Source organism: Acinetobacter sp. ANC 5054 (assembly GCF_002135295.1).
Classification (GTDB): Bacteria; Pseudomonadota; Gammaproteobacteria; order Pseudomonadales; family Moraxellaceae; genus Acinetobacter.
This window is the reverse complement of the sequence record NZ_NEGG01000001.1, coordinates 258,543-280,667: the sequence shown is the minus strand read 5'-3', so window position 1 is coordinate 280,667 and position 22,125 is coordinate 258,543. Positions and strand designations below refer to the sequence as shown.

The following is a 22,125-nucleotide window of genomic DNA, read 5'->3' as shown; positions in this document are numbered from 1 at the left end:
TTCATTTCTTTTAATCATGATTTATTTATCATTCTTAGTTTTATATTTTGTGATGTGGTTATCACTTTATTATGGCGCGAATCTTAGCGATAAAAGTGCAATAAGTAAACCATTTGTTATAATAATGGTTAATTTAATTGATTGGTTTTATAAGAAATTATTAAAATAAATAGAAATTGTTTTAAAAAACCAATATTTATGTATGGTAAATAAAAGTGCGATTATTTGTTAAATTACGCCAAAATGCACTGTACGCAAATCCATACAAAAAATACGAATCTGGTATTTTTTAATAGCTATTTTTGACTTGTGATCGGTCATACTTTTATTCGAATTTTATAAATGGAATAGAAAATTGGATATTGCAGTCATCGGTAGCGGCATGGCTGGGCTGGCTACCGCAAGAATTCTTAAAGATGCAGGGCATAAAATTACAATTTTCGAAGCTCTGCCTGGTCGTGGTATGGATAGTCATAGCACTGAGTTTGAAGGTGGTTTAATTGACGCGCCTTTACGTGTAATGAATCCGCATTTATGGAAAAACACTCTAAGTTTAGCGACACACTTAGGGATTAAAACCTTTCCAGTGCGTACTTACATGGCATGTAGCTGGCTGTTTGAAGATCGTACTGAAACATGGCTCACGACGACACGAAGCCGAATTGGTAATTTTCCGATTATTAATAACCGTAAAGGTTTACAGCAATATGGCTGGCGTTTAGTCAAAGGGATGTTGCAACTCAAAACAGCAATTACGAAATTTTTTAAATCTAAAAATCAAGATATCACCTTAGCTGAATTTATTAATCAGAATGAGATTGAAGAAGTGTTTTTGCACGGTGCAGTCATGCCGGTGCTCTATACGATCTGTACCTGTAATCCGAAAACGATTGGTGAATGGCCAGCAAAACCGTTGTTGATTTTCTTACGCCAATTGACCAATGGTGATGCTCTGCTACGTTTGCAAGGTGGGACGCCGGCATTGGTCGATAAATTAATTGAAGGCATCGACATTCAAAGTGGTGCGGCTATTACTAAAATTCGTGAGCAAGACGATAAAGTGATTGTGGAAAATGCGTCAGGTAGTCATCAAGAATTTGACCGTGTCGTTGTCGCAACACCAACGACTAAAACTGAAGCGTTTTTGGATCCAACACAATTTGCCGATGATATTGAACTATTAAAGAAATTTAAGTTCGAACAAGGTGAGTTGGTGATTCATACGGATCAAACTGTAATGCCACCGAAACGTAAAGATTGGTCAGTACTCAGTTATATGATGGACCGTAAATTTACTCGTCAGCAATTTACAGTGTGGTTGAACTCGATTGAACCAAGTTTGGTCGGTAAAACACCTGTGTTCCAAACGTGGCGTCCAGTGACTGACATTGACCCGAAAAAAGTGATTTCTTCAGTGACGTTGACTCGTGCAGTGGTGGATTCACATACCGTTGCATTGAACAAAGAGTTGCAACAGCGTCATAGAGCCGCAGATCGTAAAGTATTTTTCTGCGGTTCGTGGTCATGTGATGGTTTGCCAATTTTAGAGTCGGCAGTGACTTCTGCCATGCATATTGCAGAAATCTTTGGTGCGCCATTGCCATTTGTTGGTTTAAAACCTAATGTTGAGGTTGCCCCACAACTCGGTTACTAAAATGAAATGGCTTCAAGCAATTCAGCAATATTTTCCTAGCCATAAATATGCGATTAACAGTCGAATACTGGGAGATGACGCAGAACTTGCTTGGAGCAATTTGGGCTATTGGGAGGATGCAACGTCCTCCTATCCCCAAGCCTGTCAAAATCTCGCATTTCATCTCGCACAATCCATCCACTTAACATCTCAAGATCGTCTGCTTGACATAGGTTGTGGGCAGGGTGCAAGCCTAATTTTTTGGCTGGAAAACTTTCAAATTCAAAACTTATCCGCAGTCGAATTACAGCAAAATTGTGTGGAAAAAATCCAAAAAAATTTAAATTCAAACCTAAAAATTCACCAAGATTCTTTTTTGAATTTAAAAAATATTTATCCACAAAACAGTATGGATGCCGTACTTTGTGTGGATGCAGCTTATCATAGTGATTTGAATTCATTAATTTTATCAGTTTTTGATATTTTGAATTCAAAAGGACGTTTCGCTTTTCATTATTTAATGCTGTCAGAAGATTTTTTGAATTTAAATTCAATTCAACAGCTCAAATATCAAAGTCTACTCAAAGCCGCAGATGTGAATGTAAAACATTTAAATTCAAAATCTGATTTACAGACTCAAATTGAAAATACAGGGTTTGATGTACTGAGTATTGAAGATTTGAGTGAAGCTGTTTTTCATGGTTTTGCGCGTTATGTACAGCAGCAAAAAACGCGCGCAACAGGGCTTACACTGGATCATTTAAAGATTCAGATGACAGCTAAATTATGTGAAAAATTATATACAGATGGGTTGATTCGCTATGTGCAAATCAGTGTCAGCAAGCCTTAAAAAATACAGGCCCTAGAAACATCAAAGCCTCACTAAAAAGCGAGGCTAAGAAATGGTGCCGGCACACGGATTCGAACTGTGGACCTACTGATTACAAGTCAGTTGCTCTACCAACTGAGCTATGCCGGCGTTGTGGAATGCATTTTACAGATTTTTTACTTAGGCGCAAGCCAAAAAACATGCAAATCGTGCTTTATTTATACGTTTGAAAGTCTGAATTGAATATTTATGCTGCTCATGATTCAAGAATAAATTTTGAAAATAACATTTTTATAAAATCGCCCATTTAATATGGGCGATGGAAAGGTATTCATTTAAGGCGTGTAAGAAAAATAAGCGGTATTATTTGGTTCTTAAAATTTGATCGAGATCCTGTGCACATTCCTCTAAGGTATAGGCCATATCAAGTTGCATTTGGGGGCGGAGCTCATTGGCAAGTTTGCGCCATTCGTCAATCAGACGCTGTGCTTTTTGAATTTTATGTTTGTTAATGTCTTTGGCAAGGGTTGGAGTATAACCACCACGTTTGGCGTTCTTGATCTGCTTAACATAGTTCTGGCTGTTATTCATGTCATCTCCCGAATAGCAGTGATTTATGTGAAAGGTCGTTTATTGTGTTTTTGGTTGATCAAGTTTTAGCGTAAATTCGTTGCGTTTCAATTCAATGATGTTGAGAAAAATAAATAGATGTTTGCACGCCCCTCTCATGTGAATAATTCATTTTTAGCATAGGCTTAAGTAATTGTCTTTAGACTATAAATTCTGTATTTGTAAATATTCGTGTCTAAATCAAGCGGAATGATTGGCTTAAAAAATCAAGCCCGGCGTGTTTCGAGGCAACCTTAAAGTGAATTTAAATCACAAAATGAACAGTTGTAGAAACCTTAGCTCAGATTTTTATTCTAAAAAATAAGTATGAATGTATTAGATAAAAGCATTAATACAAAATAAAAAAGGTTTAAATCTTTAAGATTTAAACCTTTTTTTGTCTGCATGGATGTGCAGTTTAAATTCTGGCGAAAGAGGGAGTCATATTGTTAATTTAAGTAATTAAAATTAAACATTATTTAATAATAAATATTTTATTTTACCCCTAACTATACCCCCGTCTTAATTCGGGTACCACGGTACTGTGGAAGTACTGCCTTTACTCTAGCATAAAATAATTGGATAGCTATCAGATTCTAGTTTCACTTCATAAAGTTCACTTGGTTCGCCTTATATTTTTTTAATTACTGCCAAGCAGTCAGTAACCTGTTTTGACTCTCACTGAGTTAAGGATATTTTTACCTTAAAAAGCCTCGAGCAATGTTTAAAATAATTGGACAGTTGTACTCAATCCTTTTGATTTGATAACTACTTTGAGATTTTGAATAATAACAATAAATATGATGATTTTTAATTTATGGAATATGATTATTGTGATAAAAAGTACCGATTAACATTTTAATAATAATTCTATAATTGTTGTATATAGAGGGTTTCAGTGAACATAAGTCTTAATTTACCTAAAATTTTAAAAAATGAACTGTATGATTTGCTTAGGGTTCGATATAGAAAGACTTATGACGAAGCCAAGCAAGAGGGAGTGAACCAGAATATTTTCATTTTCAGGGAATCAATAGACGTCATTCAGCTTTATGATCAGTGGCTGTTAAATATCAAGAATGATGAGGTGATGAGTAAAAGAAGATTTGAAAAAATGGACTTTAAGAGCAGAGAAAATTTCTTAAAAAATGTTGGTTCTTTGCAATATACGTCTGGACTATTGCCTGAATGGCATGGGTTGGAGATACCCGCATTTAGAAAATTTGTACAATATTTGGGGGAGACTGAAGTTCAAGGTGGATTGGAACAAAAGACAAATGTTGTCATAAACTTTAATCAGATTTTTCAAAAAAAGAAATTTTGTGTAAACAGCTCTGGGGATTTTAGTTCCATTCCACGTGAACATTTGGCACAGGTCTATTTTGAAATATCTGAACATTTAAAACCAAAAATAAAAACTGATGAAATGGTTAAAGAAACCTTTGCTTTGCCAGATGAAGAGGAGAGTTATTTTCAGTATTTTAATGATATGTTAGATCGAAATGGGCAAATATATATCATGTGCTTGGACATTAAGCTATTTGCACTTTCCCATAATGGTTCAGACAGCTACACGGACTTATTCAAAGTACTTAAAGATAAAATCGATGCTATACGCCAGTTGATTGATGAAATTGAAAATTTACAAAGTTACTTATTAAAATTAGAACCGATGCAAGAAGCTGGTCTAAATTTACATTGTATATTGATGTTTAATTGTAAACATTCGAATTTCTCAGAAGATGGGGTTATTGCTCAGTTAGATAAAAAAATGAAAAATAAAGCTGGTCTGTCTGCTGAAAGTTACACCATGAAAAATTGGAATAATCATCTCCGTACTTATCATAATAGCGCTGCCGTGGGTTTAATTAAAAAAGGCAATCGACCATCACGTTTTAATTGTTGGTACTGGGTTTACAGCTATTTTTTTTCTGTAGATCAAGTCATAAGCCTGAACATAGACGGTTACGACCGCAATGAATATATGCTTAAGGCACTCTCAAATCAGTCTTTAATGCCTCAAGAGGCATTACTGCAAAAGGATATAAAAAAACAGATCACATTTGATGAGCTTTTAGCACTTTCTAAGCTTAACAAAAACTATGATTGCCAGCACCTCCCTCAAATAACCCAAAATTATCTCGATAAAGTTAAATTGATGGATTTACCCTGTGTTCTGTTTCCTGTCAGTCACAAGGACAAAATTCCACGCAACAGCTTACTTTATTTGATTGAGCTTTTTTGTGAGACATTGAAAACGGTTCCACCAAAACTATTCAACATAGTAGCAACTTCAGCCATCGCTAATAAGAATTGTTCTCCTAAATTTTATAGCGATAGCCTGACGCGTTTAGGGCGTATTTGGTCTGGTCTTTTCAAACACTTAAATGGTGTGGATTTTCCTTTCTTTCAAATAGGAGCCTCTGATTTTGAGTCGCAAAATAGAACTGATTTCAGTAACTTCATTTCTTCTAAGGAGGGCGAGTTATTGAGTCTGAATGATCAGCCAATAAGCCCTGAAACAATTCAAAAGTATGAAGAGATATTAAGAAGTTTTAAAGCAATTCTGCATGTGAATAATTATAACAGGCAACTTAAAGAGTTAGATAAGTCATTTGAAACGTTGTCAGAATATGCTGATTACCTTTTAGAAAGGGATGTGCTTGTTCATCGATTGCATCTTAAATTTGGTCGTCTGCATGGCGGTAATTTTAGCAAAAAAGAGCAATCAGCAATTGTGACAGAATTCCTTCGTGTAGGACGTTCAACTCAACCTTTACGATGGTTGAGGGGGTATATCCTGCGTTGGGATGAAAAAGTATTCGAGATTGGGAAAGAAAAAGCGTTGTATGCAGACCTAACCTTGATTTTTAATTATGACTCAAAATTACAGTCTGTTGATATATACGGAAGTTTATATTCATTTTTGGAAAAGTTTATAAACCTGCGTAATGAAAAATATCGAAATTCAGAGGACTCATCTCATAGTGGTTCTCTTGCTTTTATAAAAGCAGAATTTGCTTACCTTCTAGAACACCATGCTATTTTGAATAGTGTGATCGAACTTTCGTCAAGACCCTTAAAAATTGAGACTACAGACAAAATGATTAGAGCGGCTTTCAAAGAAAAGTACTTGCCATACATTTGTTACAAGAGTTTATTTCATCCAATTCAAGGTTGGGTACGCAATGAAAAAAGGCTGACACCAGGGCAGAAACCTAAAACACAACAAGAGTTATCCTAGGTTAAAGGTATTGAATCAGCATCGCATTTTTCTTAAAAAAATGGTCTAGTAAGGGTGACTTTAGCTTGGTTGATTTATGACATATTTCTAGTATTTACAGGCTATTGTTATGCTACTAAGCAGGATTGTATAGGTAATTCTCACCGTGCTGTACAACCTGCTTAGTTGGTATCTTATATTATTAATTCATCCTAGACTCTTGATTTATAAGATACTGACTACGAACAGACTTCAATTAATCACTGTAACCTTTCTTTCATGATGTGATTGCTCATATACCTTTTCTGATAACTCTGTACGGGAAAGTATGAGAGTGCTCCGAAAAGATTTACAAGCCTCTTAAAAAAATACAGAGATAACTCATGACATGGTTAAAAACACTTTTTAGGAGTAACCATGTCATCCACTTCATCACTTCATCATCTTTTTGAACCAGCTCTCTTGATTAGAGTTGAGAATTTCATCATTGATATCATGATGTACGGCTTTGAAGAATCATTTAAACCTGTCTTGAAGGCGCTATTAGAGCAGTTCGAACATATCTATGATGTGGATCATCACTATAGTGATTACAACGCTGTTTTTGTGGAGTTGAAGCTAGAAATAGATTCAATGCGTTATGACCCTTTCTGTAACCCTAATGCAGATGATTATGATTTTGTGCTTCAGCTTAAACTAGAACAGTTGAAGGAATTTGAAAAACAAATCAAGGATCGTAAGAGTCAAGTTCAGAATGAACTACATCAATTTTCTCTACAAGAAAAAAACAACACAGATAGCTTAGAAGATTATGTTGGTAAGCTTTTCCATCATTACTCTAAGTTATTGATAGTGAGAGTAGATCTTGCGTACAAAAATGATTCAAAGGGTCAGATTAATATAGAGCAATTCTATAAGCACTTTGAAAAGATGCGGAATCGTTTATCGAATAAAGATACCTGTTTTCAACATCTGCATGGCTATGCTTGGGCGTTGGAACAATCAACGGAAAATAATGGTGGGTATCATGCCCATTTGCTACTTATTTATGATGGTACTAAAGTTCAGAAAGGCTCTTATTATGCGCAGTGTATAGGGGATAAATGGCAAGAGATTACTCAAGGCCATGGTTGCTATTTTAACCCCCATAGCAAGGAGTATATTCATAAGTTACGTATGGCCGGCTGTGAAATTGGTCTTGGGATAGTATCAAGGGATAGAGTTGGTGATTGGGAGCGTTTACTCTCGGTGATCAATTACTTGACCTTGCCTGAAAAAGACTCACAGCGACTTCGAGTGAAAGTCATAAAAGATATGCAAACCTTTGGGCATGGGGAGTTTGAAAATACCAAGCGTAGGGGATTAAAAATAACTTAAGTCAAAATTCTTGACTTATATATTACTGGTCAAAAGGCTATTTTTTTGTATTTTGAGGAACTGGGGTGGAAATACTTGCTCCAATTCCTAAAATCAGCAGATGGTTGTTGTTTGTAAAAGAATTTCTTGTAAGATTTATTGAGTTTAATGAAGATAATTTGTACGACAAAATATGTCGTTAATTATTCGTACGATCTTCTTTTTCTAGTTTGATTAATTGATAATCATATGACTTTAAAACTCATAAATAGGGGAATTTTAAGTGGGTATTTTTGAAACTTTACAAGGCGTTATTAACGATAAGATGTTTAATGGCTCTTCGGCAAAAGAAAGCTCTATTGAGGATGTACTTAATAATATTAAAGCTCAAGTAGATTTGTGGGAAAATACAGAAGTCAAAATAGCTGTTACAGGTCAAAGTGGATCAGGTAAATCCTCTTTAATCAATGCAATCGCAGGATCGAAAATCGCTCCTGTAGGCTTTGTTGAAACAACAATGGAGCCAAAAGAATATAAGACAGAGAATGGAATTATTTTAGTTGATTTGCCAGGTTGTGGTACAGCTAACTTTCCTTTTGAATCTTACGTCAATGACATGAAATTATCTGAATTTGATGCCATTATTTTAGTAACAGCAAACCGTTTTTATGAAGCTGATATTAAGCTTTTTAATTACGTTACAAATGAACTTAAAAAGCCTATTTTTTTAGTACGTACAAAGATGGATGATGCTGTACGAGATGGCGCTGAAGATAATGACCTTTCTAGAGATGAAGTTATAGAAATGGTATTAAATGATATGATTCATAACACGGATGTTTCTGATATCTCTAAAATTTATTTAGTGTCATCTAAGCCTAAACAGATTGCACATTTTGATACTGCTCGATTAATAAAAGACATTTCTGAAAATTTACCCAATATAAAAAAGGGAAAATTTATTAGTGAGTCCGCAGCATATAGCGAGGATGCTATTAAAGCGAAGCGAGAAACGATAACAGAAGTTGCTAAAAGATATGCATATCTATCGGCTGCGAATGGCTTAAACCCAGTGTTGGGCGTCAATGTTGCATTTGATGTCGGTCTTTTGGTTAAGTTAACTCAAACAGTTCTAAAAAGTTATGGCCTAGTTGATTCAAGTATTGCTGACTATATTAAAAAAAGTGAAGAGAGCGGTAAACTTCATGGAACGATTCAGGGAATTAGTAAATGGTTAGCTCAATATGCTACGGAGGCTGGAATTAAACAGATCTTGCCTAAATTGGCTGTAGCACAGGCTTCTAAAAGTTTTAGTTCATGGGTGCCTTTAGTGGGGCAAGCGATTGCTGCAGGGATTGGTTATAAAATGACGAGTTATTATGCTGAAAAGTTAATTAATGAATCTGAAGAAAAAGCTATCCTTGCTCTTAAGCTTTATATTGGTGAACAATATTAAAAAGAACGATTTTATTCCGTTCAACTACCTAAGATTAATAGCTATATCTTAATTAAAGCCATTCTGGGGTGCTCAACTCTAGAATGGCTTTTTATGCTTAGTAGCGTTTTAATCTTATTATTTAAATAATTATCTAAAATTTTGAGAGTAGGGCTTCAAGTTAGAAATGGAATGGCATAGTCACGTAAGTGACTTATAAAAATATAGACATACAAAGCAAACCGTATTCATAACTATCTGAATTGACTTCAATCCCCCTCACCATTATTCTTAGCATGCTGGCCTACATTGCCAGTCGGTTTTAGCAGACCGATCCATCTAGCGTATCAGGTACTTATATTCTTCCTGAGTATGAGTCTTGTGCGAAACCTTCTCGTCCCCCTTTGCGGTAGAACGGGAGGGGGACGCGTTCGCGCGTGCTGATACTAGATGATCAGTCTGCTAACCCCCTTCTGTTCTGCCACCATAATCAAATAGCAGTGATTCGGTAGAACTTCTAATACATCTAGGAGTCCATCATGGTTATTCAAAACATCCCCTTACTGTACTGAAATCTATTTCAAACAGCTGACTTTTCACTAAGCAGTTGATGGGATTTATTTGTCTCATTTTATTCATATCTGCATATCTTCCTGCAAAGGGAAGCATGCGTTGCTGTGTCTTAAATTTTGATTTCAATACAGAACTATACCAGAGGGGAGCTTTATGAAAATTCAAACATTCAGCCTGCTTGCTGCACTGCTTTTACCTGTTTTATCCGCCTGTTCATCTGCGGATGCGAAAGACCGTAAAGCCTATATCGAACAATGCATGTATCCCAACGCCGCCATTAAGACGGCAGTTGAAAGTGAAGAATCCTGCACTTGCCGTTATGACAGCATTCGCGAGCAATTTGGCAAGCCATTCTTCACAGTCCCGATTACAAGTGATGAAGATCAACGCCGTCTGGACTTTGCCAGAGGCTATACCGTGGGTAAATGCAGAGGCTAGGAACATGTTCAACAATAAATTACTTCTGGTAGCAGCAATAGCATTGCTTGCAGGCTGTACCTCCAAACAAGAAAAGGCCTGTCAGGAAGAAGCGGATGTTGCTGAAACTGTGATGCAGGCTCGATTGAACTATGGCGGCTTTGCCGAAGCGACTTATATGCTCGCAGGTGATAACGATGAGCTGAGAGAACAGCTCAGGCCGATCATTCATGATGCCTTTGAATATGGTCGGGGCGGTACAGCAACTTATGAGAAAACCAAACAAGTCTTCCGAGATAAATATTATCAGCAGTGTATGGAAAGGCCAGCACCTTGACATGAATGCCTGAACATACAGGCGATGAGGGTAAAATGAAAAAAATGATGATGCTGGCAGCCTTTGCCATGTTAACAGTCGGCTGTGAAAAGAAACCAGAAGCCGTACAAGCGCAGCATACCGCAGTTAAAACACAAGAAGTCAAAGCAAGGGCACAAGCCGATCAACTGACTGAAAAAGAAATACAGGATCTGGAGTCCTTGGAAAAATCACCGAATGAAGAGACTGCCAGTCTGGCAGGCTATTATCTCAGCAACTTAGAAGTGACGCCAGTACAGGAAATGCGCGAGTTTATCGCCAAAGGCTGGGATGAATGGGAAACACTGAACCGGCAGGAAGCTGAAAATGCAGATCAAGCCGAATCTGCTCAAGGTGATGCATCCATGCAGTACCGCATCGAAATCAAGAATCAGGTCTTTGGTGGGAAGCATGTGGTTGAAACGGCTTATCTGCATTTAATTTCATTGTCCGACAGCATTACTCTCGATCGGGTGGTGGTGAACCGCGGCAACTGTAAAGCAGATTATCGTGACGGCGCCAACCCAATTCTATACGGCCAATCAGTGCGCTTCTTCTTGAATTGTGATCCGCGCAATGTCCGTGAGGTGGTTGCGGTATTGAAGGATGGGCGTGAAATTGTGATGTCACCGCAATAAACTGAGGGCTGTATTTATTCTACATACACACCATGTACTGTACAGTTGAGTCATTGAGCGTATTGAAAGAAATTTCACTTATATAACATAAAGATGAATCAATACATTGAATGCGTTTATTGAGTCTATTACACAAGGCTCGATCAGCATATTCATCAGACCAATCTTAATCAGGCTGCTGGACTTCATTCCAATCAAGGGATGGGGTTCAGCAGCCTTTTTGTTTATAAGGACAAAACTCATGGCACATCAAATTGAACAAATGGCCTATGTCGGTGACACCCCTTGGCATGGCTTAGGCAATCAGCTTAGCCCAAACCAGCCTATAGAAATTTGGGCGCAGCAGGCGGGCATGGACTGGCGCATTGAATCCTCCAATGTCAGTTACATGGCGCAGAATGAACGCGGGCAAAGCATCATCATGCCTTTCGAGGAACAGCGGGTCTTATACCGTTCTGACACGCATGCGCCTCTATCCGTGGTCAGCCAGCGCTTTCAGGAAGTCCAGCCCCGTGAAATTCTGGAATTCTACCGTGACCTGACGGAGCAATCTGGCTTTGAATTGGAAACGGCAGGTGTACTGAAAGGCGGCAAGAAGTTCTGGGCTTTAGCCAGAACAGGGCAAAGCGCAGCACTCAAAGGCAAGGATGTCAGCAATGGCTATATGCTGCTGGCAACCGCTTGTGACGGCACGCTGGCGACCACGGCGCAATTTACTTCTATCCGTGTGGTGTGCAACAACACTTTAGCCATTGCCCTGAAAGGTCAGAACAGCAGTGCGGGTGTAGTCAAAGTTCCGCACAGCACCCGCTTTGATGCAGACAAGGTCAAGCAGCAGCTGGGCATCTCTGTGCGTGCATGGGATGAGCACATGTATGAAATGAAACAGCTGGCGCAGCGCAAAGTCACTCAGCAGGAAGCCGCGGCCTATTTCGATGCGGTGTTTAACAACAGCAGCATGAGCATGGCTGATCCAGAGGACAATATTATCCAATTCTACCGTGATGTAGCGGCTCAGGCCGCGCAAGCCAATGCGAAGGAAAAAGCTGAACCGAATGCCAAATCCATGAATAAGACGATGCAGATGTTTAATGGTCAGGGGAGAGGTGCAACGTTGTCCTCATCCAAAGACACCGCCTATGGCTTGCTGTGCGCGATTACCGAATTCACAGACCATGAACGCCGCGCCATGAGTCAGGATCACCGTTTGGATTCTGCATGGTTCGGTGCAGGCGCTGGACTCAAGCAGCGGGGGCTGGAACAGGCCCTGCGTATGATTGCCTGATCTTAATCACGCCCCAAAAGTTACTTCACCACACACCTTGAATACGTCACAGCCGCATCTGCAGATGCGGCTTTTTTATGCCCGAAATTTAACAAAATCAAAATAGGAAAATCAACATGAACTCAGCAATGACCATTTCTCAAAACCAAACGCAGCACACCCGCATACCGAAGCTATTTATGGCAAAACGCTTTGTTGATACCCGAAAACTCAGTCAGGCCGAATGGCTGGAAGTAAGGCGTCAGGGCATCGGCAGCAGTGACTGCGCCGCAGCCTGTGGCCTTAATCCTTACATGTCGATGCTGGAACTGTGGATGATCAAGACTGGACGGATTAGACAATCCATCGACGATGAAAGCGAAGGCCATGCGCCTTTGTACTGGGGTAAACAGCTTGAACCCTTGGTCGCTGAATACTACAGCATGCATACCAACCGAAAAGTCCGCCGCGTGAATGCCGTGCTGCAGCATCCTGATCCAGACAAGCATTTCATGCTGGCGAATCTGGATTATTCAGTGGTCGGCAGTGAAGACGTTCAGGTGCTGGAATGCAAAACTGCAGGGGAGCATGGCGCCAAGCTGTGGCGGGATGGCGTACCGCTGTATGTCTTGTGCCAAGTCCAGCATCAATTGGCGGTGACAGGCAAGAAGGCCGCGCATATCTGTGTGCTAATCTGCGGGCATGAAACCCGAATTTTTAAAGTGACTCGTTCTGAATCAGTCATTCAGCATATTGTGAATGCAGAACGTTACTTTTGGGAATGTGTGGAAAAGGATACACCGCCGGATGCAGATGCAAGCGCATCGGCAGCCAAGGCTTTACAGCAGCTGTATCCTGAACATGTGCCATTGAGCACCGCAGACTTATCTGAGGATGAGCAGGCCAACCAGCAGTTTGAACAGCTGATTCAGGCGCGCAATCACATTGAAAAGCATCAGGAGCAGTTTGATCAGCTGAAGCACCAGCTGCAGGCCAAGATGCAGCAGGCTGAACGCGCGACCTTTAAAGTAGGCTCAGTGACGTGGAAAAAGTCTAAAGACTCGATCGGCTTAGATACCAAGGCGTTGCTGAAATTACACCCTGAATACCTCAGCCAATTCCCGCAAAGCAAACAGGGTTCACGGCGCTTTAATATCTATACCGATTAGCCTAAGCATTCTATTCAACAATGCCCCAAACATCCCATGCCTGAGAGCATGGGATTTTTTATGCCCATTTCATTTTTAAGCCAACACAGCAACTCATTTAAACAGAAGAGGAAATTACCATGATTAAAGGTTTAGCAATTACACCGCCGATTCTAGGGCGCATCAGTATCGGCAAGGTGATTGAAAAGAGCGGAAAGCGTCTGCCTGAAAAGGATGATCAATTTACCATTACCAGCCAAATCCAAAACAAAGATGGATGGATCAAGCATCCATTGGATGAACAGCTTAGAGCTAAAGCATCCAATCAAAAACTCAGAACCATTCCGGTTCGGATGATCTTCAATGATCCTGAGCTGAATCTGCGGGCAGAATACAGCTTATTTGACCGTCAGACAGGCAGGCCTGTCTGTGTGGGTAATGGCGAAACCTGTCAGCGACTCACCAATCAAGGTGTTGAGCAGCATCCTTGTCCATCACCTGATCTGTGCTCAATGGCGCAAGGCGGCAATTGCAAGCCTTATGGGCGATTGCATGTCAATTTAGATGAATCAGATGAACTCGGCACCTTCATCTTTAGAACCACAGGCTTTAATAGTATTCGCACTTTGGCGGCACGACTAAGTTATTACTACTCAGCATCGAATGGCTTGCTGTCATGTCTGCCACTGCAACTCACGCTGAGAGGCAAGTCCACCACACAAAGTTATCGAACGCCTGTCTATTACGTGGATTTAACGCTCAGGGATGGCGTTAATCTCCAACAAGCCATTCAAGTGGCAAAGGACATTGATCAGCAAAGCAAGGCTGCAGGGTTTAATCAAAGCTCACTTGATCAAGCAGCATGGCAGGGTTATGACAATGCAAGATTTGAAGTGAATAGCGAGGAAGGATTGGATTTAGTCGAGGAGTTTTATATGGATGAGACTGTTAAGTCTGAGCTAATACAGCCTGAGTCGAAAACCAAGGTAAAGCCTAAGCTCCATCAGGCAAAAAATTTTATACAGGAGATTCAGCAGGGCTTACAGCAGAATGTACGGGCTGTGAATTAGATGGGAGTGGATGAAATTGGGCTCAGTAAAATTTTATTGGACTGACCTATTATCTGAGCGAATACACGCTCGCATCAATGATCAGGAGTAAACATCATGAATGCGTTCACAGGTCAAACTTTTGTAATGAATCAAATTATTAATATCAATGAGGTAATTGAGTTTACAAGTATTAGTCGAGCAAAAATTTATGAAATGATAAAAGTGGATTCAAAGTATTACGATTCTACATTTCCACGACCGGTACGTTTAAGTGAATCTCGTATTGGTTGGGTGGCTTGGGAAGTACATCAATGGATTGAGGATAAGATACAAAGTCGTGAATAAAAAATGGGAGCTTAGGCTCCCTTATTTTTAAATAGATAATCACACTTGAATTACCACATGAGGTTGAGTCCTTTTCCCCCCTATCTATTTCTTTGGCTCTAAAGAACATAACAGCATAATGAATAAACGACCAATAATGTTAGCAAGACATGTACTGACATTATTTTTTTTTATTTCTAGAAAACCCATCTTCATTTCAGGCACAATCCATCTAATTTAAAAATGCTATAGCTTTCAAGCTTTGGAAATTGTTGGTATGTCGAATAATAACTTTTCTCAGGTTGCAGCCTTCATTTGGTCGGTTGCAGATTTACTTCGTGGTGATTTTAGACAATCGCAATATGGACGTGTCATTTTGCCGTTCACCTTGTTGCGTCGCCTAGAGTGTGTCCTTGCAGAAAGTAAAACTGCGGTGGTGGCAGAGCATGAAAGAATTCAGCCACTGAACTTACCTGAAGAAGCGCAAGAAAAGTTCTTATTACGTGTCACCAATGATTTGGCATTCTTTAATACTTCGCCTATGGATTTAGGCAAGATGGGTCAAACTGATATTAAAGCCAATTTAAAAACTTATGTGCAAAGTTTTTCTAAAGATGCACGTGAGATTTTTGATCATTTCAATTTTGATGAATTTGTCGGTTTACTCGATGATGCCAACTTGCTTTATAAAGTCGTCAAGATGTTTGCCACAACTGATCTCAGTCCTGACGCTATTTCTAACCATGAAATGGGCTTAGTTTTTGAAGAGTTGATCCGTCGTTTTGCTGAAAGCTCGAATGATACTGCAGGTGAACACTTTACCCCACGTGACATTGTACGCTTAACTACATCACTGGTATTTATGGAAGATGATGAAGCTTTAAGTAAGGATGGCATCATTCGTACCATATATGATCCAACGGCTGGTACGGGTGGGTTTTTATCGTCAGGGATGGAATATGTACTTGAGCTAAATCCGAATGCGGTAATGCGCGCTTTTGGTCAGGAGCTAAACCCTGAGTCTTATGCCATCTGTAAAGCAGACATGCTAATTAAAGGTCAGGATGTTAGCCGAATTAAACTCGGAAATACTTTATCCAATGACCAACTCTCACAGGATAAATTTGATTACATGCTGTCCAATCCACCTTTTGGGGTGGACTGGAAAAAGATTGAAAAAGATATTAAAGATGAACATCAGGTCAAAGGCTTTGATGGGCGGTTTGGTGCAGGCTTGCCACGTGTGTCTGATGGTTCGTTATTGTTTTTGATGCATTTGATTAGCAAGATGCGTCAGCCTGATGCTGAGCATCAACAAGGAAGTCGTATCGGTATCATTTTGAACGGTTCACCGCTCTTTACGGGTAGTGCAGGCAGTGGTGAAAGTGAAATCCGTCGTTATATTTTAGAAGCTGATTTACTAGAAGCAATTATCGCTTTACCAAATGACATGTTCTATAACACAGGGATTGCCACCTATATTTGGGTACTCAGTAATAAGAAAGATGCTGAGCGTAAAGGAAAAGTACAGCTCATTGATGGCAGTCATTTGTACAGCAAGATGCGTAAGTCTCTCGGCTCTAAGCGGAATGAGATGAGCGAAGATGATATCAAGACCATTATCCGCAGTTTTGGTGACTTCGAAGTGGTGGAAGCACGTACACTGGATAAATCCGCAGATGTAAAATCTAACCGTGGTCGCCAGCCTACGAGGCCAAAAGCTGAAACCGCTAAAACCTTTGCCAGTAAAATCTTTAACAGTTATGAGTTTGGTTACCGCCGTGTGACCATTGAACGTCCATTACGGTTATCTGCACAAATTACCGATGATGCTGTTGCATCTTTACGTTTTGCACCCAAGCCATTTAATGCTGTGATGCAAAGCATTTATGCGCAGTTTGCTACAACATGGACAGATGCACCCACAGATCAAAGCTATGGTGATTTATCCGAAGTTACGCTGGAAGTTCGTGCTTTAGTTAAAGCAGAATATCCAGAGTTAAAAGAAAAAGATATTAAAGATATTTTAGACAGCAAAATTTGGTTATTCCAAAAAGAACTCATGCAAAAGGCTCAGGCTCTACAAACGCATATTGGCACAGCGCAAAGTGATGACTTTAATCGTTTTGATGAAACCTTAAAGCAAGCCTTTAAAGCGACTGATATTAAGTTAGACACTAAAGAGAAAAAACAATTCTTAGATGCGATTACGTGGAAAAACTCTGAAGCAGAGCCAGTCATCAGTAAAGTCGTAAAAGGTGCTGAAAATCCTCTTTATGGTCAGTTTACTTACAACGGTAAAGTGGTTGAATTTGTACAAGATGGTGATTTACGTGATGCGGAAAATATTGCGCTTAATCCAAACGTAGATACCACAGATTTAATTGAGTCTTACTTTAAACGTGAAGTTCAGCCGCATGTGCCGGATGCTTGGATCAATGCCGATAAGCGTGATGATAAAGATGGTGAAATTGGTATTGTCGGTTATGAGATTCCGTTTAATCGTCATTTCTACGTGTATGAACCACCACGTGATTTAAAAGAGATTGATGCAGATTTAGATGCGGTCAGCAGTGAGATTATGAAGCTTCTTCAAGAGGTGCATTCATAATGGTGACTTATAAAGAATTTAGTTATAGCGATTATTTTAAAACAGAATTGCCTACTCATTGGCAAGAAAAGCGTTTAGGCTTTTTATCCATGCAAACAAAAAATGCTTTTGTAGATGGTCCTTTTGGTTCTGATTTGAAATCAGATGATTATCTTGATGAGGGTGTACCTTTAATCCAATTAAATAATATTCGAGATGGAAAGCATATTTTAAGGAATATGAAGTTTATATCTGACAATAAAAAAAAGGATTTGGTTAGACATTTAGCATTGCCTCAAGACATCGTGATAGCAAAGATGGCAGACCCAGTGGCGAGGGCGGCTGTTGTATCAGATGAGTTTAAAGAATATGTAATTGTTGCAGACTGTGTAAAATTAACCCCCAACTTAAAGTTAGTAGACTTAAATTTTTTAATTTGGGCTATTAATTCTGATTGTGTTCGTGAAAATGCTGAGCTTGTTTCAACTGGTACAACACGTATACGAATAAATCTTGGAGAATTAAAAAAGCTTAAAGTACCTTATCCTTCGTTGTCGGAACAGATTCAAATTCGTACTTTCCTTGACTACGAAACAGCACAAATTGACACCTTAATTGCCAAACAAGAAAAGCTGATCGAACTACTTAAAGAAAAGCGTCAAGCGGTGATTAGTCATGCCGTGACCAAAGGTTTAAATCCTAATGTTCCGATGAAGGATTCTGGGGTGGAATGGTTAGGACAAGTGCCTGAGCATTGGCAAACCCCTTGCACTAAATATTTACTAGAAATACCTATCACTGATGGACCTCACGAAACACCACAATTTGTTGATGAGGGCATTCCTTTTATTTCAGCAGAGGCAATTCATAAAGGTAAAATCAATTTTGATAAAAAACGTGGGTATATAAAGCCTGAATTAAATGATATTTATAGTAAAAAATACTCTCCTAAATTAGAAGATATTTACATGGTCAAATCAGGTGCTACCACAGGTAAAGTGGCAATGGTTGAAACGGAAGAGAAATTTAATATTTGGTCTCCTTTAGCTGTATTTAGATGTAATAAAATTAAAATTTTGCCTAAATTTTTACTTGCGGTTTTTAACTCAAATCATTTTTATGATGCTTTAGTTCTAAATTGGAGTTATGGAACTCAGCAAAATATTGGTATGGGAGTTTTATCTAATATAGAGATTCCTTGTCCACCAATTAACGAACAACAAGAAATAATTCAACATATTGATAATGAATTGAAAGTATTTAAAAATCTTGAGAATAAAGCTAATCATGCCATCCAACTGATGCAAGAGCGCCGTACAGCCCTTATTTCATCTGTGGTCACAGGAAAAATTGACGTACGAAATTGGCAAAATCCAATTAACAATAATGAAGCTAAAACGGAGTTTAGCGCATGAGTTTAGATGCTACTCGGGAAAATATCTTCCAAAACGATATTATCGGGCAACTACAAAACAGCGGTTGGGTATTGGGTACAGCTAAACACTATGACCGTGAAAATGCGCTGTATAGTGCAGACGTATTAAGCTTTGTACAAAATACTCAACCGGAAGAATGGAAAAAGTTTTGCCAAAACTATCCCGTAGATTCCGAACAAAAATTTATAGATGCCTTGGTGGTACAGCTTAAAAAAGCTGACATCAATGCCACAGATCAAGCATCACGTAGTTACGGGACATTGGGCGTGTTACGTCATGGACTCAAAATTCGTAATGCACGTTTTAAATTATGCCAGTTTAAACCTGAGCATAATCTCAATGCCGATACCTTAGCACGTTATGAGCAGAACATTTGCCGTGTTGTACCTGAGTTAGTCTATAGCCCATACGCAACAAAAACAGAATTAGAAAGTACAGGCAAGCAAGCCAAAAAATGGCGCATTGATCTGGTACTGTTTATTAATGGCTTACCTGTTTCTACACTGGAGCTTAAATCTGAATTTAAGCAGACTGTACAAAACGCCATTACTCAATATAAAAAGACACGCTTACCCAAAGACCCTGATACCAATAAGCCTGAACCCTTACTGACCTTTAAACGTGGTGCATTGGTGCATTTTGCCGTGAGTCAGTATGAAGTCTATATGACCACACACTTGGCAGGCGACAGCACCTTTTTCTTGCCCTTTAATAAAGGGACGCATGACGGCGGTGCAGGCAATGATGCACCTGAAGATCAGACCCGCTATGCCACTGAGTATTTGTGGAATGAAGTTTTAACGCCTGACAATTTGCTGAATATTCTCGGACGTTTTGTTCATTTGAATATTGAAGACAAAGAAGATGCGGAAGGGCGTAAATACAAAAAAGAAAGCCTGATCTTTCCACGTTACCATCAGTGGGATGTAGTGACTAAACTGGTTCAAGATGCCAAAGAGAATGGCACAGGGCATAAATACTTGATCCAGCACAGTGCTGGTTCAGGTAAATCCAATTCGATTGCATGGACAGCACATCAGCTTTCTACCTTGTACGATGAACATGGCAATAAACAGTTTGATTCTGTGATTGTGGTGACGGATCGAACTATTTTAGATGCGCAGCTACAAGACACGATTTATCAGTTTGAACATGCCGATGGCGTGGTAGGACGAATTAACAATAAAGAAGGTGATGGCTCTAAGTCAGAAAAACTGGCAACCTCATTAGAAAAATCTCAACCGATTATTATTGTCACCATTCAAACCTTTCCATTTGTACTCAAAGCCATTGAAAACAGTACCGCATTAAAAGAAAGACGTTATGCCGTCATTGCCGACGAAGCACATTCATCACAAAGTGGTTCTACAGCACGACAACTCAAAGAAGTCTTGATGACTGATAGCAGTGATGAAGATGTCATGCTGTCTTCAGAAGATATTTTAGATGCAACCTTGGCAGCACGCCGTGCCAATCCAAATGTCAGCTATTACGCCTTTACTGCTACACCTAAACCTAAAACCTTAGAATTATTTGGATGTTGCCCAAATCCTTTATTGCCACCGTCAGAGCAGAATAAACCTGAAGCCTATCACGTCTATTCCATGCGTCAGGCGATTGAGGAAGGCTTTATTTTAGATGTTCTGAAGAACTATACCAATTACAAAGTGGTGTATAAGCTGACGCAAAAACTGGCAAGCAAAGATCAGGAAGTGGATGCAAAAAAAGCCAAGGTCAAGGTCAATCAATGGGTACGTTTACATGACCACAATATTTCACAAAAAGTAAAAGTGATCATTGAGCATTTTAAAAAGAATGTGATGGGCTTATTGGGTGGTCAAGCCAAAGCCATGGTGGTGACCAGTTCACGTAAAGAAGCTGTGCGCTATAAACTGGCCTTTGATAAATATGTCACCGAACAAGGTTATCAGTCGATTCAAGCCATGGTGGCATTCTCGGGTGAAGTTGAGTTTAACGATTCAGATCCAAACAGCAGTGCCTTGGTCGGGAAGAAATTTACTGAACACAACATGAACCCGAATTTAAAAGGGCGTGAAATGCGTAAGGCATTTGACAGTGATGACTATCAGGTGATGTTGGTCGCCAACAAGTTCCAGACGGGTTTTGACCAGCCTAAACTCTGTGCCATGTACGTGGATAAAAAACTCGGTGGGGTAGAGTGTGTACAAACCTTGTCTCGTTTAAATCGGACGTATCCGGGTAAAGCAGAGTCAGGTACTTTTGTACTGGATTTCTTTAATGAACCGGATGAAATTTTAGAGGCGTTCCAACCCTATTATCAGACCGCTGAACTAGCAGATGTTACTGATCCTGATAAGGTCTTTGAGTTGTTTAATAAGCTCAAAAGCAATGGTATCTTTTTGTGGTCGGAAGTTGAGCAATTTGCCACGGCATTCTTTAGCCGTAATAAATCCAATGCAGTACTGGCAAATATCTGTAAGCCTGCCATTGAGCGTTGGCAGCAGCGCTATAACATGGCAATTGCTGCATATAGTAAAACCAAAGACATGCTGGAACGCTGTAAACAAACAGGTGATGCAGTCTTGATTGGGAATGCAGAAAAGGATTTCGTTGAAGCCCAAAAAGCCAAAGTTGAACTTGAAATCTTTAAAAAGGATTTAGGCACTTTCACTCGCTTTTATGAGTTCATGTCACAAATCGTGGATTATGATGATAAAGAGCTGGAGAAGCTAAGTCTGTTTGCGCGTAACCTGAGACCGATGCTACGTGAAAATAACATCTTAGATGATGAAATTGATTTAAGTAATATCGAGATGAGTCACTATCGCTTGTCTAAACTGCGTCAGATTGATATTGAGTTACAAGCCAATAGTACCGAGCATCAGCTAGAGCCAAGTAATGATGTCGGCAGTGCGACTGCTAAGGATAAAAAGGAAGATTTTTTATCTAGCATTATTCATCGTTTAAATGAAGTTTTTGTGACGGATAAGCTGACCGATCAAGACATGGTTAATTATGCGAATACCATTGCAGACAAGGTTTATGAGAATAATGGGGTAATGTCACAGATTGCCAACAACACACGTGAGCAAGCGATGCTGGGTGATTTCCCTCGTGCTATTGATGATGCCATTCTAGGCAGTCATGAAGCGCATAGAGAGCAAATGATGCAACTGCTTTCAGATCCATCTAAGGCACATATTTTTGGTCATTTGATTTTTGATATGTTGGCGAATCGTGGGCAGATGCCACTACGTTAGG

General features: G+C 39.4%; 16 protein-coding genes and 1 tRNA gene. 15 read left to right on the top strand and 2 right to left on the bottom strand.

The features are described from left to right. Positions 1–355 precede the first annotated feature (355 nt). Entirely contained in the window at positions 356–1,654 is a 1,299-nt protein-coding gene (locus tag B9T33_RS01390; RefSeq protein WP_143223982.1) for an FAD-dependent oxidoreductase, read from the top strand. A gap of 1 nt (position 1,655) precedes the next feature. Next, positions 1,656–2,483, top strand: a complete 828-nt coding sequence (locus tag B9T33_RS01385; RefSeq protein WP_086177163.1) for an SAM-dependent methyltransferase — start codon at positions 1,656–1,658, stop codon at positions 2,481–2,483. Between the two features lie 53 nt (positions 2,484–2,536). On the opposite strand, the gene B9T33_RS01380 is transcribed toward B9T33_RS01385, so the two are convergent. Next, positions 2,537–2,612 (bottom strand) — tRNA-Thr (locus B9T33_RS01380). 213 nt (positions 2,613–2,825) lie between these two features. Beyond that, positions 2,826–3,053 (bottom strand): hypothetical protein, encoded by a 228-nt coding sequence (locus tag B9T33_RS01375; RefSeq protein WP_086177162.1) that lies wholly within the window; start codon positions 3,051–3,053, stop codon positions 2,826–2,828. Positions 3,054–3,969: 916 nt separating this feature from the next. On the opposite strand from B9T33_RS01375, the gene B9T33_RS01370 reads away from it, so the two are divergent. The 13 genes from B9T33_RS01370 to B9T33_RS01310 all read left to right on the top strand — a co-directional run bounded on the left by B9T33_RS01370 (position 3,970) and on the right by B9T33_RS01310 (position 22,124). Further along, entirely contained in the window at positions 3,970–6,315 is a 2,346-nt protein-coding gene (locus B9T33_RS01370) for a hypothetical protein (protein WP_086177161.1), read from the top strand. 396 nt (positions 6,316–6,711) lie between these two features. Next, positions 6,712–7,671 carry a YagK/YfjJ domain-containing protein gene (locus B9T33_RS01365; protein WP_086177160.1) on the top strand — a complete coding sequence of 320 codons (960 nt, stop codon included), beginning with the start codon at positions 6,712–6,714 and terminating at the stop codon, positions 7,669–7,671. Positions 7,672–7,933: 262 nt separating this feature from the next. Beyond that, positions 7,934–9,106 carry a GTPase gene (locus B9T33_RS01360; protein WP_086177159.1) on the top strand — a complete coding sequence of 391 codons (1,173 nt, stop codon included), beginning with the start codon at positions 7,934–7,936 and terminating at the stop codon, positions 9,104–9,106. A gap of 705 nt (positions 9,107–9,811) precedes the next feature. Further along, positions 9,812–10,096: a hypothetical protein gene (locus B9T33_RS01355; RefSeq protein ID WP_086177158.1), complete on the top strand. Its 285-nt coding sequence runs from the start codon at positions 9,812–9,814 to the stop codon at positions 10,094–10,096. Positions 10,097–10,100: 4 nt separating this feature from the next. Further along, entirely contained in the window at positions 10,101–10,412 is a 312-nt protein-coding gene (locus B9T33_RS01350) for a hypothetical protein (RefSeq protein ID WP_086177157.1), read from the top strand. A gap of 35 nt (positions 10,413–10,447) precedes the next feature. Next, positions 10,448–11,068 (top strand): hypothetical protein, encoded by a 621-nt coding sequence (locus tag B9T33_RS01345; RefSeq protein ID WP_086177324.1) that lies wholly within the window; start codon positions 10,448–10,450, stop codon positions 11,066–11,068. 241 nt (positions 11,069–11,309) lie between these two features. Continuing rightward, positions 11,310–12,353, top strand: coding sequence for a DUF932 domain-containing protein (locus B9T33_RS01340; RefSeq protein ID WP_086177156.1), 1,044 nt, complete (start codon positions 11,310–11,312; stop codon positions 12,351–12,353). Positions 12,354–12,469: 116 nt separating this feature from the next. Continuing rightward, the gene (locus tag B9T33_RS01335) at positions 12,470–13,501 is read left to right on the top strand and encodes a YqaJ viral recombinase family protein (RefSeq protein WP_086177155.1); all 1,032 of its coding nucleotides are present in this window, start codon (positions 12,470–12,472) and stop codon (positions 13,499–13,501) included. Between the two features lie 119 nt (positions 13,502–13,620). After that, complete coding sequence (locus B9T33_RS01330; protein ID WP_086177154.1) at positions 13,621–14,550, top strand: hydrolase or metal-binding protein; 930 nt, start codon at positions 13,621–13,623, stop codon at positions 14,548–14,550. Positions 14,551–14,646: 96 nt separating this feature from the next. Then, positions 14,647–14,877, top strand: a complete 231-nt coding sequence (locus B9T33_RS01325) for a helix-turn-helix transcriptional regulator (protein WP_086177153.1) — start codon at positions 14,647–14,649, stop codon at positions 14,875–14,877. 256 nt (positions 14,878–15,133) lie between these two features. Continuing rightward, on the top strand, positions 15,134–17,467 hold the full coding sequence (locus B9T33_RS01320) for a type I restriction-modification system subunit M (protein WP_086177152.1): 2,334 nt from the start codon (positions 15,134–15,136) through the stop codon (positions 17,465–17,467). Then, the gene (locus B9T33_RS01315) at positions 17,467–18,861 is read left to right on the top strand and encodes a restriction endonuclease subunit S (protein ID WP_086177151.1); all 1,395 of its coding nucleotides are present in this window, start codon (positions 17,467–17,469) and stop codon (positions 18,859–18,861) included. The genes B9T33_RS01320 and B9T33_RS01315 overlap by 1 nt, the downstream gene beginning before the upstream one ends. Beyond that, positions 18,858–22,124: a type I restriction endonuclease subunit R gene (locus tag B9T33_RS01310; protein WP_086177150.1), complete on the top strand. Its 3,267-nt coding sequence runs from the start codon at positions 18,858–18,860 to the stop codon at positions 22,122–22,124. Before B9T33_RS01315 ends, B9T33_RS01310 begins: the two co-directional genes overlap by 4 nt. Position 22,125 lies beyond the last annotated feature (1 nt).

What these genes read in the sequence shown, in the direction of transcription:
- B9T33_RS01385 (WP_086177163.1), top strand. Translation starts at nt 1,656, where the DNA reads ATGAAATGGCTTCAAGCAATTCAGCAATATTTTCCTAGCCATAAATAT.
- B9T33_RS01375 (WP_086177162.1), bottom strand. Translation starts at nt 3,053, where the DNA reads ATGAATAACAGCCAGAACTATGTTAAGCAGATCAAGAACGCCAAACGT.
- B9T33_RS01365 (WP_086177160.1), top strand. Translation starts at nt 6,712, where the DNA reads ATGTCATCCACTTCATCACTTCATCATCTTTTTGAACCAGCTCTCTTG.
- B9T33_RS01355 (WP_086177158.1), top strand. Translation starts at nt 9,812, where the DNA reads ATGAAAATTCAAACATTCAGCCTGCTTGCTGCACTGCTTTTACCTGTT.
- B9T33_RS01350 (WP_086177157.1), top strand. Translation starts at nt 10,101, where the DNA reads ATGTTCAACAATAAATTACTTCTGGTAGCAGCAATAGCATTGCTTGCA.
- B9T33_RS01345 (WP_086177324.1), top strand. Translation starts at nt 10,448, where the DNA reads ATGAAAAAAATGATGATGCTGGCAGCCTTTGCCATGTTAACAGTCGGC.
- B9T33_RS01340 (WP_086177156.1), top strand. Translation starts at nt 11,310, where the DNA reads ATGGCACATCAAATTGAACAAATGGCCTATGTCGGTGACACCCCTTGG.
- B9T33_RS01335 (WP_086177155.1), top strand. Translation starts at nt 12,470, where the DNA reads ATGAACTCAGCAATGACCATTTCTCAAAACCAAACGCAGCACACCCGC.
- B9T33_RS01330 (WP_086177154.1), top strand. Translation starts at nt 13,621, where the DNA reads ATGATTAAAGGTTTAGCAATTACACCGCCGATTCTAGGGCGCATCAGT.
- B9T33_RS01325 (WP_086177153.1), top strand. Translation starts at nt 14,647, where the DNA reads ATGAATGCGTTCACAGGTCAAACTTTTGTAATGAATCAAATTATTAAT.
- B9T33_RS01320 (WP_086177152.1), top strand. Translation starts at nt 15,134, where the DNA reads ATGTCGAATAATAACTTTTCTCAGGTTGCAGCCTTCATTTGGTCGGTT.
- B9T33_RS01315 (WP_086177151.1), top strand. Translation starts at nt 17,467, where the DNA reads ATGGTGACTTATAAAGAATTTAGTTATAGCGATTATTTTAAAACAGAA.
- B9T33_RS01310 (WP_086177150.1), top strand. Translation starts at nt 18,858, where the DNA reads ATGAGTTTAGATGCTACTCGGGAAAATATCTTCCAAAACGATATTATC.